Annotated in this window: 8 protein-coding genes; 5 read left to right on the top strand and 3 right to left on the bottom strand. The window is 67.4% G+C overall.

Features of this window, described 5'->3' with window-relative positions; genetic code table 11:
- The first annotated feature begins 3 nt into the window (after window positions 1–3).
- The 5 genes from mycP to ACFUNE_RS35885 all read left to right on the top strand — a co-directional run bounded on the left by mycP (window position 4) and on the right by ACFUNE_RS35885 (window position 5,669).
- A complete protein-coding gene (gene mycP / locus ACFUNE_RS35905) occupies window positions 4–1,254 on the top strand; it encodes a type VII secretion-associated serine protease mycosin (protein WP_383576884.1) in 1,251 nt (416 codons plus the stop codon).
- A 163-nt stretch (window positions 1,255–1,417) separates the two neighbouring features.
- Window positions 1,418–1,867 carry a hypothetical protein gene (locus ACFUNE_RS35900; protein WP_383576882.1) on the top strand — a complete coding sequence of 150 codons (450 nt, stop codon included), beginning with the start codon at window positions 1,418–1,420 and terminating at the stop codon, window positions 1,865–1,867.
- 1,752 nt (window positions 1,868–3,619) lie between these two features.
- Window positions 3,620–4,876 (top strand): S8 family serine peptidase, encoded by a 1,257-nt coding sequence (locus tag ACFUNE_RS35895; protein WP_383576880.1) that lies wholly within the window; start codon window positions 3,620–3,622, stop codon window positions 4,874–4,876.
- A gap of 76 nt (window positions 4,877–4,952) precedes the next feature.
- Window positions 4,953–5,306, top strand: coding sequence for a WXG100 family type VII secretion target (locus ACFUNE_RS35890; RefSeq protein ID WP_383576878.1), 354 nt, complete (start codon window positions 4,953–4,955; stop codon window positions 5,304–5,306).
- Between the two features lie 63 nt (window positions 5,307–5,369).
- Window positions 5,370–5,669, top strand: a complete 300-nt coding sequence (locus tag ACFUNE_RS35885; RefSeq protein ID WP_383576876.1) for a WXG100 family type VII secretion target — start codon at window positions 5,370–5,372, stop codon at window positions 5,667–5,669.
- A gap of 344 nt (window positions 5,670–6,013) precedes the next feature.
- Here ACFUNE_RS35885 and ACFUNE_RS35880 read toward each other — a convergent pair whose 3' ends face one another.
- From ACFUNE_RS35880 to eccCa, 3 genes are all read right to left on the bottom strand, one after another.
- Window positions 6,014–7,084, bottom strand: a complete 1,071-nt coding sequence (locus tag ACFUNE_RS35880) for a (+)-(1(10)E,4E,6S,7R)-germacradien-6-ol synthase (RefSeq protein WP_383576874.1) — start codon at window positions 7,082–7,084, stop codon at window positions 6,014–6,016.
- A gap of 874 nt (window positions 7,085–7,958) precedes the next feature.
- The gene (locus ACFUNE_RS35875; protein ID WP_383576872.1) at window positions 7,959–8,552 is read right to left on the bottom strand and encodes a hypothetical protein; all 594 of its coding nucleotides are present in this window, start codon (window positions 8,550–8,552) and stop codon (window positions 7,959–7,961) included.
- A 291-nt stretch (window positions 8,553–8,843) separates the two neighbouring features.
- On the bottom strand, window positions 8,844–12,812 hold the full coding sequence (eccCa, locus tag ACFUNE_RS35870; RefSeq protein WP_383576870.1) for a type VII secretion protein EccCa: 3,969 nt from the start codon (window positions 12,810–12,812) through the stop codon (window positions 8,844–8,846).
- Window positions 12,813–12,956 lie beyond the last annotated feature (144 nt).

Genomic DNA, 12,956 nt, shown 5'->3' with positions numbered 1-12,956 from the left:
CACGTGACCACGCACTCTTCCTCCCGACGGCGTCTGCTCACCGCAGCGGCCGCCACCACCGTCCTCCTGGTCTCGCTGCCGGTGCTTCCCGCAGCCGCGGAGGACTCCACCCAGTGCACCTTCGGCCCGGACTCGAAGATGTACACGGGCCGGCCCTGGGCCCTCCAACGTGTACTGATGGACGAACTGTGGGAGCAGTCCACCGGCAAGGGCGTACGGGTGGCGGTCATCGACACCGGCGTCGACGTCAAGAACAAGCAGCTCACGAAAGCCGTGGACACCGGGAGCGGCCGCAACTTCCTGCCGAAGAACCTCAAGGACGAGAACGGCAGCAAGATCGAGCGCGGCAAGGAGAACGGCACCACGGACGTCGTCGGCCACGGCACCAAGGTCGCCGGCATCATCGCCGCGCGCGAGGCGAAGGGCACCGGCTTCACCGGCCTGGCCCCGGACGCGACGATCATCCCGATCCAGCAGAACGACGCCGAGGGCCACGGGACGGCGGAGACGCTTGCCCTGGCCATCCAGCACGCCGTCCAGGCGGACGCTGACGTCATCAACATCTCCCAGGACACGGCCAACGCGGTGAAACCCGCGTCCGTCCTGAAGCAGGCGGTGGACGCGGCCCTGGCCAAGGAGGTCGTGATCGTCGCCTCGGCAGGCAACGACGGCCTGGGCGGCAACGTCAAGGAGACCTATCCGGCCTCGTTCGCCGGGGTCCTGGCCGTCGCCGCCTCGGACCGCAACAACGAACGGGCAGCCTTCTCCCAGTCCGGCGAGTTCGTGGGCGTCGCGGCCCCCGGCGTGGACATGATCTCCACGGTTCCGGGCGGAGGGCACTGCTCCGACAACGGGACCAGCTTCTCGGCCCCGTACGTCGCGGGGGTCGCGGCACTCATCAAGGCCAAGCACCAGGACTGGACGCAGGAGCAAATCGTCGCCCAGATCGAGCAGACGGCGGAACGCTCGATCGCGGGCCACGACCGCCTGGTCGGCTGGGGCGTCGTCGACCCGGTGCGCGCGCTGACCGAGGACGACAAGCCCATCGAGAAGCCGGTGGCGCACGAGGGCATGAGCAAGGGCGAGGCGCCGATGCCGGCAGCGTTCCACCTGGGCGAGACCGCCGACGAACGCAACGCGCGACTCGCCACCTACGTCGTGGTGGGCGGGGGAGTCCTGGTGGCCGCCATAGCGGGTACGGCCGTGGCCATGCGCGACAGGCGGCGACGGCAGGGACGACCGGGCGGCGCGTGACCCCGGACGGCAGGCGGCGTCCGGAAGTCACGTGATGGACAAGACAGTTGGTCCTGTCAGTGCCATTGGCTAGAGTGATGTGATGAGGCCAGTGATGTTCACGCGGGTGCGATAGCAACGCGAAACGGACTGTGCAAACGGGGAAACGGGGAAGGGCAGCGACGTGACCAAGGGCAAAGGGGACCTCCGTAAGGGCGTAGGCGCCCTGGAGAAGTTCCAGAAGAGCGTGAACGCGCTGCTGACGGAGCTCGAGAGTTCACCGGCCGGGAAGTCGAAGGTTGCGGCGCAGACGGTGTCGCGTACCTCCTTCAGCGGCCAGAACGCATGCTTCGCGGAAGCCGACGGGCTCTACACCCAGTACAACCGCGTCCACGAGTCGCTCGTCACGCTCTCCAAGTCCCTGGGCGACCAGATCGAATACCTGAGCCTCGGCGTGCACGCGGCGGCGGTCGGCTTCGACAACGTGGACGACGACACGCGGCGCCGGTTCTACGAGATCCAGGCGGGCCTGGACAAGGAGCGGGAGAAGCACGAGCGGGCAGAGGCGGAGAAGACGCCCAAGCCGGAGCAGAACGCCGACAAGCAGAGTGACGCGGGGTGGGCAGCCGAATGAGTGAGCCGAAGAAGCCGGCACAGGGTTCCGAGACTCCCCCGGAACTGACTCCCGCAGAACAGAAGCAGCAGGACACGGAGCGCGTCCAGGGGCAGTTGGTCGTCACGGATGTCACACGCCAGATGCAGGGCGTGATGGAGGCATTCGGCTTCGGGGGCTCCTCGGGGCGGACGTCCTTCGAGGGGCACGAGCTCAACGCGATGATCGACCTGATCGAGAACTCCAATCCGGAGCACCTCGAAAAGGCGGGCGAGGCGATCCTGAAGGCAAGGAACTCGCTCAACGCCGCTGCCGAGGAGCTTGGCGGCTTCATCGAAGGTGTCGACTGGGAGGGTGAGTCCGGCACGGCCTTCAGGGACTGGGGTACGGGTCTGGTCGCCCACGCCTACAAGCTGGGCGAGTTCGCTCAGACGGCCGGCACACAGATCACGGTCGCGGGCACGGGCCTCGCCTCGGTCCGCAGCTCGCTCCCGCCCAGGGACAGCCGCCTGAGCCGTAAGTCTCCCGACGAGATCGAGGCTCCGAAGCGGGTCGAGGGCAACGCGGAGTACGCGGCGGCAGTGAAGGTCGAGAAGGACCGCCAGGAGGCAATCAACCAGGCGAACCGGCTGGCTTCGTACTACGCGGTTTCGGAGGAGACGCTGGCGGCACAGGAGCCGCCGCGGTTCGAGAAGAAGCTTGATGTGGCGATGCCGCGGCCCTCGACCGGCAGGCGCGGAGGGGAGGGGCCTGACGGTGTCACAGGCCCTGATTCATCAGGAAGCGCCAGCTCCGGAGGCGTGGCGGCGCATGCTGTGACAGCAGGCAGCCAAGGGTCCCCGGCAAACGGCCATGGCTACGAGGTGCCGTCGGCAGTGGCGCCTGTCCTGGACCAGAGCACGTCGACAGAGATCAATAGCGTCGCTGCGCCGCCAGCCCCGGTGACGGTTTCAGGCACACCTGCGCCGCCGCCCACTACGAATGCTGTTGTGCCTGGGGGAGGCTCGCCATCCCTCTTGGCGCCCGGCTTCGTTAATCCCGTGACGGGTAGCTCCAGGGGTTTCCAAGGTCCAGTAGGCGCAGCCAGAGCTGTCGGCCAGGCTGGAAACAACGCAGCTAAAGCGCCCGGCAGTTCTACCGCCAACGGCCGCGGTGGATCTCCTGTGGGACGGCCGTCGTCGATGGGCGGGGGCTCGGCCTCCGGAACCGCCGGGCGCGGGGTCGGCGGAGCGCAGTCCCCTGCTGCCGGTCGATCTGGTGTTACTGGTGGCAGGCCCACGGCAACAGGTCGTGCCGGTGCGCCTGGAGCTTCAGGCCTGCGTGCCGGCCGAGCGGGCGGCATCGTTGGGGGGACCCCGCAGCGTGCCATTTCGGGCGCCTCTGGAGGAGCCCGAAGTGTTCCGCGAGGCACGGTAGTCGGAACTGGAGGAGCGCCGCGATCCGGCGGCGCTGGCCAGCGTGGTGTCGTCGGAGCTGGTGGAACGAACAGTGCCTCCCGTACTGGTGGGCGGGGCACTGCCAGTACTAACGGAGTTGTGGGTACACCGCGGGGCGGCGCTGCTCGGCCTGGCACGGCTGGGAAGGGCTTCACTGCCGGGGGTGCGGGCCTGGTGCGCGGCCCCGCAGGTCGGAAGGATGCCAACGAGGAGGACCAGGACGATGGCACGCCGCGCCCGGACTACCTGACTGAAGACAGAGAGACGTGGGAGGCCGGCCGACGTGGCGTCGCACCGCCGGTGATCGAGTAGGTATACGGAAGGTTCGGAAGTCAGGATGACAGCAGGGATGAGCCAGACCCGAAAGCGCCGCATGACTCTCGCCTTGAGAGGGCGCCTGCTCGGCACGATTGCTGTGGCCGCCACCTGGAGTGTGGGCTTCGCGGGTCTGGCGCCCTCAGCCATTGCAGCGGATGTGCAATCCAAGCAGTGGTACCTCAGCGCCATGCAGGCCGATGAGATGTGGAAGACAACTACGGGTAGAGGTGTCAAGGTCGCTGTCATCGATACTGGGGTCAACTCATCGACGCCGTCCCTGAAAGGCCAGGTCCTCAAGGGGCTTGACGCAACAGGCGCTGAGGGCGACGAAACCGACGACTACAACGGTCATGGCACCACCATGGCCGAACTGATTGCCGGTACTGGAAACGGTGGGGGGCTGAAAGGACTTGCCCCGGGGGCGAAGATCGTCCCGATGCGAGTCGCTGACACGCAGTTCCAGAATGAGAATTCAGTCAATGCTTATGACACCGCTGACTCGATTCGAGCCGCCGCTGACAGCGATGTGAAGATCATTAGCATGTCATTCGGCAGTGAATTTAAGATGGACCGAGAGATTGAAGCGGTAAAGTACGCGCAAAGCAAGGGGAAGCTTTTCTTTGCCGCTGTCGGCAATGAGGCAAAGAAGGGAAATGAGGAGATCTACCCTGCGGCCTATCCAGAGGTCGTCGGCGTCTCCTCGGCCGACAGTGAAGGGAAAGTGGCTGAGTACTCCCAAAACGGGAGCACCGTGGATGTCGCAGCTCCGGGAAACGATATTCCGTATTGGTGCGATGAAACATTCCAAAAATACTGTGATGGCGATGGTGGTACGAGTGCGGCCACCGCCATCGCGTCCGCTTCCGCAGCTCTGGTGTGGTCCGTCCACCCCGATTGGACCGCCAACCAAGTTCTTAACGTTCTCTTCGACACTGCTAGCCGTGACTGGGAGAAAGGCACACTCAGTAAGTACCTCGGCCACGGTCTGATTCGCCCTTCCATGAACATCCTGAAGGGCAAGGGAGAGCCCGGTGCCCCGGACGTCAGTCCTCTCACCAAGGAGAAGACGTCCGGCTCCGCAGGGTCAGCCGCCCCCTCCGCATCAGCTTCGTCACAGCCTGAGAAGAAGGACAAGGCTGAGGACGCTGCCATGGCAGGCTCCAGCACGGAGAAGGACGACGACAGCCAACTGGGCCTGATTATCGGCGGGGTGGCAGTCGTTCTCGTGCTCGGCGGAGGCGCCTTCGCGCTCGTTCGCAAGCGCCGTACCGCCTGACCGACCCCAATTCCTCACATGCACCCCCGGCGCTGACGCCGGACCGAACAAGAGCACCAGGAAGGAAGCCAGCACTATGGCAGATCAGAAGCTTTCAGATGAAATGCTCCTCAAGCTGGAGAACGAGCTCACCACGCGATTCGACTCCGTGAAGAGCCAGGTGAAGACGCTGCAGGCCACGATCGACAGCCTGGAAGGCGCCTGGAAGGGTATCGGCGCCAGCGCCTTCAACGGCAAGCAGGACGAGATCAACCGGAAGATGGGCGACATCGCCATCCGGCTGGTCAACTATCAGGAAGCCATCAAGGCGGCCCGGACCATCTCGGGCAACACCGAAGACGACATCAGGCAGGCGCTCCAGGGCGTGGACGTCGTCGCCGGCCACTCGGGTGGCTCGGAGGCCAAGACGTCGGCCATCAACTACCTCTGATCCTTGCTGTACCCGTACCGCGTACGGGCCATCACACCGAACCAGATTGAACTGGAGGACCGCATGCCGACCAACGACGGCACGATGGTTGTCACTTACGCGAGCCTGGAGCAGGCCGCCGGGGACATCGACCGGCAGAGCAGGCAGCTTGACGAGGACCTCAGGTCCATCAAGCGGATGGTTGCCAGCGCCTCCGAGCTCTGGGTGGGCGAGGCCAAGTCGGCGTTCGACGTTTCGCAGGTCAGCTGGGAGCGCGACGCCAAGGCGATCCACGCAGCCCTGACCGAGATCTCTCGCAAGGTGCGTGACGCCGGTACCGCCTACCACGCCGGTGACAAGCGGGCGAGGGCCAACTTCGACTAGGTCTCGGCAGAGTGCGAACAGGTCAGGGTGGGCACGCACGGGAGGTGCCCACCCTGACCTGTGTCATACCGCCGACCAGCCACCTGCCGGGTGGCTGGTCGGACCTCACAGCGGGGACGGCTCAGGATCCCGGGCGAAGTGGGTGCGGTCCGGGCAGCCGTCGAGATGGCGATGCCGGCACTCGACGGTGTGTTGGGGTAAGACAATGGCCTGCTGTCCGCGGACGACCTCACTTTCGAGGTCTGCGATCCTTCGCCTCACGATGGCCTGCGCCGCGGACCTCTCCGGCGCCAGCGGTCTCTCTCCCCTCCGCCGAGGGGGCGGTCTCCACCGCCCCAGGGGCATCAGTCCTCCAGCAGGGTCCACCACCACGCGATGCTGGCGATCGGCAGAGGCTGGTCGGCTTCCCAAGCCTGGAAGGGCGATGCGGCGCTGCCGGCGGGAAGGTCGGCGGGGTCCTCCGGATTGACGTAGCGATTGGTGGTCAGGGACCAGTCGTAGTCCGCGCGGATCCAGGAGTCGCAGTCCGTGATCCACCGATGGAGTTCGGGGCCGGCACCTTGCAGGATCTGGTCGCGGAGGCGGAGGTAGAGGGCCATGGCACGGGTGTGCATCACGGCGGTCTCGTTCACCGCCTCTTCGAGGGAGCAGCCCCGTTCGTAAGCGATCAGGTCGACGATGTTGCCGTATCCGTCCTGGCTCCGCCGGCGCTCCTTGTGGTACGAGACCAGGTCGTTGGACCACCCGATGATCGAGGCGAAGACCTCGACGAATCCGCGGACCTCGTGACGCTCGTAGTCGGCTGCGGGGAGGTCGTACCCGTGGATGATCTCGCTGAGTGTCGAGAAGATCTTGACGCCCGAGGAGTCGAGCCGGACCGCCAGGTGGTCGGAGAGGCTGGGAATCCGCCCGTGGGCGCTGTTGGCGGCCATCCAGATCTGTCCCTGGAGATAGGCACGAAAACTGGATGCCCACCGGGCTGTCTGCACGGGTGTCGTCAGCTTGTCGAGCCGCAGACGTAACTCGTTCAGGGCGGCGCTGTAGCTGTCGTCTGCGGGGGCCGCCCAGGGCACTTCGACGACGCGTTGCAGCTTGGTGATGATGAGCAGGGTGGCGTCCGGGGAGGCTGCGGACGGGCCCTCGTCGCAGAACTCGTCGTCGAACGCGAAGAGCCACATCAGGAAGTCCGAGGTCCACTGCAAGGCCGGGAGACGCCCGGTGGGGGCGCCGCGGCTGGTGATCTCGCCCACGGCGATACGCGTCAGCCGCTCGCGCTGGGCTCGGTCGGAGTAGAGGCCGAAGCGATCGAGCCAGGCGGCCGATGCTTCGTCGATCTCACGCCAACTCGGGTGGATTCCTGAGGGGAGCGGAACCCACAGCTGAGGGATCTTCGGCGCTGGAGCTGGGGAGGTCATGTACCGCCCTTTCACATGTGCTTTTCACTGCCTCTGAGCCCCGGAAGTTAGCAAGGTGCACGGGGAACGGGTACGCCCGTTTCAGGCCTGGTTGGCTGGCGAACGGCTGTGCTTTTCAGCCTCGGATCGGGCGCCCGGCTGCCTCTCCGGTGTCCGTGAGACGTACGAAAGTGGTTGATCACGCACCGTTTGCCGTTGCTCGATTCTGGTGTGTCGTTGGCCCGAAAGCGCCTCTTGTCAGTTCGGGTATTGCCGATCTGCGGCTGGAGTAGCCTATTCCGCCCACTCCGGACCCCGTACGGCCGAGTGCACCGCAGTCGGCGTGGCAACCGCCGCCGGTGGCCGACTCAAGCGGACTCGACCGTTGATCGACCACCGCCGGGTAGGACCATTCCGAGCCCGGTGCACGGGCCACCCAGGGAGGCTCCGAAGCCGTGATCACACCAGCAATGCCGAGACCGCCTCACCTGGGACCGGAGAGGGACGTAGATGCGGGCGCTACGTCGCAGGTCGAGCAAGTGGAGCAGACGAGCCGAGGCCTCGCGAAGAGACCCGAGGCCTCGCGAAGAGACCCGAGCCCTCGCGAAGAGACCCGAGCCCTCGCACCTCGTCCACCTTGCGCCGCAGTCGGTCAGCGAGGGGGCTTGTTGTCGTTCCAGACGCTGTCCCGGGCCGTGCTCAAGCTCTGGAGAGCTTCGGACGGAGCGTGGCGATCGGCCCAGGGCCTGCCATACGAAGGGGGTAGGGACACTGCGCGAGTCGCCACAGGACAGAGCCCGCGACGGTCATGCCCTACCGGCCTCATCCGTCTCAAACGGGACGAGTCCTGGGCGGAGAAGTCCCGCTGAAAGGTGATGCTGGGGAGGGGGCGCGCTCAGCACTCGCCTTCGCGGCTCGTCACCGCGAAGTCGTATTCAGGGACGGTTACGGAGCTGGGGCCGCCTGCCACACCAGGGGGCTCGTAGTCCCCGTCCTTCGACCGTGTCCGTACGACGTGCACGCAGAAGGCCGCGTCGGCGCCCGAGGCCGTGACCGTGTACTCGGCGTCGGAAGGCTTGTTGGAGGCTGCGGCGCCGGCGTCCACACCGCTCTGAGGGGCGCCACCATCGCCGTTCTCGACGACCTCTTCCTCGATCATCTTCGCGATCTCCTGATCGAAACCGCTGTCATCGCCGAAGATGTCGCCAAAACGCGAAGTGCCGTCGAGCTCTTCCGTGGCCTGGCTGACCGCGCCGGCGAGTTCGTCATCGCTCCACTCCGCATCGGCGACGACGTCCAGGAACTGGAACGCGGTGAACACACCGACCCCTGCCATCCCGAAGAGGACGACGCGCGCGGCAACGAAGGCGGAATCGGGAATGTCGGGTGCTGAGGGATTGAACGACTCACGCCACCCACGGACCCGGTCCGCCTTGACGCAGCCCATGGCGACGAGTCCGACAGCCAGCACAACGACCAGCGCAATCACTGCTCAACCACCCGCCTGTTCCTGTATGCCATGCCTCGCACTTTCCACAAGCGCGAGTTCAACTTCGAGGCTTCGTCCCGGACGCCCGAGAGCGATCTGTCTGGTCGACCGCGAGGTCGCCCTTCTTGCTCCCGCCGCCGCCCGGCTCTGCCTTGTTGAGCCGCATCTGTGTGCCACTCCTGAATTCTCTCTCCGGTGGCGGCGTCCTCCCGCCCCACACGTCGAGGCGGGCGGGGTGGCGGCTTGTCGCCGCTGCACCGCCCGCCCGCCCGTCCTGCCGCTGCGAAACCCCTACTGCTCGCTGTCCATGAGTCCGGACTGCACCAGCGGGTTGCCGCGTCGCCGGGTCACGAAGACCCCGCGCCCCGGAGGCATCGGGCGCGGTCGCAGGTTGCCGAGGATGTCTCCCTCGATGGGGTCGCCCGAGAGCATCAGGCCCTGAGCGCCCAGTTCCAGGATCCGCTGCATGAAGGGCTCGTACAGGGCTCGGCCCGCCCCCGCCGTGTTGCGGGCGATGATGAACCGCACGCCGACGTCGCGGGCGAACGGCAGCATCTCCGTGAGCTTGCCCAGCGGGTTTCCGCTGGACGTCGAGACCAGGTCGTAGTCGTCGACGACCACGTACACGGACGGGCCGCTCCACCAGCTGCGGTCGCGCAGCTCCTGGGCCGTGACCTCCGGGGAAGGCGTACGGCGCTTCATCAGGTCGTACAGTGCGTCCGCGTGGTGCTCCATGTTGTTGGACATGGGCACGTACTCCGCCAGGTGCGTCGCCGGAGTGACGTCGAGGAGCGCTCGCCGGTTGTCGATGACGAAGAACTTGGCGGTGCTCCCGTCGTACCTCTCGGTCAGCTGCTTGATGAGCAGGCGCAGCAGATTGGACTTGCCGGACTCGCTCTCACCGAACACCAGGAAGAACGGGTCCCGCTCGAAGTCGAGGAAGACCGGCTCCAGGTTGTTCTCGTCGATACCGAACGCGATGCCCCGCTCGGGCTGCGCGTAGCCCGCCGGCAGGTCGTGCGCCGGGAGTTCGCGGGGGAGCAGGCGGACCGCCGGGGCCGGCGCCGCCGTCCAGTGCCGGGCGACCTCCTGGTTCATGGCCGCCGTGGCCTCGGAGAGGTCGCTGTCGGAGTTGATGCCGTCGATCCGCGGTACCGCGGCCATGAAGTGCAGCTTCTCCGGCGTGAGGCCGCGTCCGGGTACGCCCGGGGGCACGTTGACGGCTGCCTTGCGGTCCAGTTCGGAGTCCATGACGTCACCGAGCCGCAGTTCGAGCCGGTTCATCAGGTGGTCCTTCAGGTTGGCCCGGACCTCCATCGAACGCGACGCCGTGACGATCAGGTGGATGCCGTAGCCGAGGCCACGCTGCGCGATGTCGACGGCGGCCGATTCGAGGGCTTCGTAGTCCGTGCGGAAGTTGCCCCAGCCGTCGATGAGCAGGAAGACGTCACCCCACGGCTGGTCGGTCACCGAGATCTCGCCGCGTGCACGCAGCCTGCGGAAGGTGGCGATGGAGTCGATGCCCGCGCTGCGGAAGTACTCCTCGCGGCGGGCCATGATCCCGTACACCTCGGCGACCGTACGCCGTACCCGCTCGGGGTCGAGCCGGGACGCGATGCCTCCGACATGGGGCAGGCCGGAGACCGAGGCCATGCCGCCGCCACCGAAGTCGAGGCCGTAGAACTGGACCTCGTGGGGCGTGTGCGTGAGGGCGAAGCCCGCGATGAGCGTGCGCAGCAGTGTGGACTTGCCCGACTGCGGGCCACCGGTGATCTGCATGTGGCCGGCCGCTCCCGAGAAGTCCCGGTAGAGCGTGTCGCGGCGCTGCTCGTACGGCTTGTCGACCACACCCAGCGGTACGACGAGGCGTCCCGAGCCCTCGAACCCGGGCTGGGTGAGTCCCCGGCCCTCGACGGCGGAGAGCCCGGGCAGGAGCTCGTCCAGCGACGGCGGATTGTCCAGCGGGGGCAGCCACACCTGGTGCGCGGAGGCCCCGCGGCCCTCCAGCCTGCGCACGATCACGTCGAGCACGGTGTCGGCCAGGGCGTCGTCCTCGGCCTTGCGCGCTTCGGGCACACCGGCCTGCGCCGTCGGCTGCACGTAGCGCACCGGCACCGGGGCCGCGGTGAAGACCACGGGCCTGCGGTCCACCGGCAGAGGGCCGGAGGACACCGCAGGCTGCGAGCCCGAGCGGTACACACCGGAGACGTACGCCGCCTTGAAGCGCACCATCTCGTCGGTGCCGTACTTCAGGTAGCCCGAACCGGGGACGTTGGGCAGGAGGTAGGCGTCGGGGACGCCGAGTGCGGCCCGGGACTCGCCCGCGGAGAACGTCCGCAGACCGATCCGGTACGACAGGTAGGTCTCCAGGCCGCGCAGCCGCCCCTCCTCGAGGCGCTGCGAGGCCAGCAGCAGATGGACGCCCAGCGAACGGCCGATGCGCCCGATCTGCACGAACATCTCGATGAAGTCCGGCTTGGCCGTCAGCAGCTCGCTGAACTCGTCGATGACCAGGACGAGGGAGGGAATGGGCTGCAGCGGAGCACCCGCGGCCCGCGCCTTCTCGTAGTCGTGGATGTTGGCGTAGTTGCCCGCGTCGCGCAGCATCTCCTGGCGGCGGTTGAGCTCACCGCTGATGGAGTCGCCCATGCGGTCCACCAGCGTCAGGTCGTCCGCGAGGTTGGTGATCACCGCTGCGACATGGGGCATCTGCGCCATGCCGGCGAAGGTGGCGCCACCCTTGAAGTCCGCGAGGACGAAGTTGAGCGTCTCCGAGGTGTGGGTGACGGCCAGGCCCAGTACGAGCGTACGGAGCAGCTCGGACTTGCCGGAGCCGGTGGCGCCGACACACAGACCGTGCGGCCCCATGCCCTCCTGAGCCGCCTCCTTGAGGTCCAGCATCACCGGGGTGCCGTCCTCGCCGACACCGATCGGCACCCGGAGGCGCTCCGCCTGCGAGCGGGCCCGCCAGGTCCGGCTCACGTCGACCGAGGCCGCGTCCCCGAGATTCAGCAGATCGGTGAACTCCAGATTGGCGAGCAGCGGTTCGTCGTCGTCGCCGCCCGAGGCCACGTGCAGCGGGGCCAACTGGCGGGCCAGCGCCTCCGCGGCCTCGTGGCTCAGCAGGTCGGGGACGCCGTCGTAGACCAGGCCGTGCCCCGACTCCAGCTGCAGCGCGTGGGGGTCCACCACGATCGAGAGACCGCCGCGCGCGCCGTTGACCTGGCCCGTGACGATCTCGACGACCGTCACGCCCTGGAGCCCCTCGGCGGACGCGAGCGCGGACGTCGCGGGTACGGACTCTCCGTCGAGCACCACGACGATGTGGGGCTGGTCCATGAGCGGCTGGCCGCCGGGCTGGAAGCGGGGCCGGCCGTCGAGGCGGCCCGCGAGCATCTCCTCGAGCTCCGGGACGCTGGTGCTGATCAGGCGGCGGCTGCCGGCGCCGTCGATCGCGCCCTGCACCTGGACGTGCGGGAGCCACTTCGTCCAGTCCCAGCGCGGGGCGGCGTCACGGTCGGTCGCGACGGCGATGATCAGGTCCTCGGGGGAGTGGAGCGAGGCGAGCGCCCCGACCATCGCGCGGCCCGTGGCGCGCGCGGACTCCGCCTCGCCGCTGATCGTCAGGTGGTAGAAGGCGCGGAGCGAGACAGCCATGGGAAGGCCGTCCAGCGTGCTGTGGGTCGTCAGGAACTGCTGCATCGCCCCGGCGGTCAGCGGCTCCAGCTCATCGACCGGCGCGGTGTCGGGCGCGATGAGGGGCGTGGCGAGCTCCTGGCTGCCCAGGCCGATGCGTACGTGTGCGAAGTCCGCGTCGCCGACGCGCCGCTCCCACACCCGGCTGCCCTCGGCGACGAGCGCCCACAGCTGCTCGGGGGAGGGGTGGAGGTAGAACTGCGCGTCGCGCTGCTCCCGGGCCGTCCTCAGCACGGCGCGACGGGTCTGCGTCAGATACTTCAGATAGTCGCGCCGCATGTCCGCGAGCTGGCCCTGGGTGCCCCGGCGGAAGCGGATGATCATCGCGACGGCCATCGCGACCGTCGACGCAATCATGATCATGCCCATGATCCGCATGATCGGGTTCGGCGTCATGAAGAAGAAGACGACGGAACCACCCATGCCGAGCATCGGCAGCAGCTGCATCATCACCCCCTCCTGCTGCCCGCGAGGCAACTCGGGCGGAGGTTGCAACTGCACCTGCTCGCCCGGAACTTCGGAGGGGAGGGCCCGCGGTGGGCGCTTGACGACAATCTGGCTCACAGCTCACCAATTCCCTTGCCGGACGGAACTGTTCCTATCGGCGCCCCCGTGGCGACGGGTTCCGTCCGCGGGAGGATCCTACTGGCGTGCCCGGTGACCCGAGGGCGGTAGGGTGTCGCGACGCGTGTACGCATCCGCTAACTA

The organism is Streptomyces sp. NPDC057287, from assembly GCF_042667905.1.
Lineage (GTDB): Bacteria > Actinomycetota > Actinomycetes > Streptomycetales > Streptomycetaceae > Streptomyces.
The sequence above is the reverse complement of the archived record's forward strand: the minus strand, read 5'-3'. Positions and strand labels throughout refer to the sequence as shown.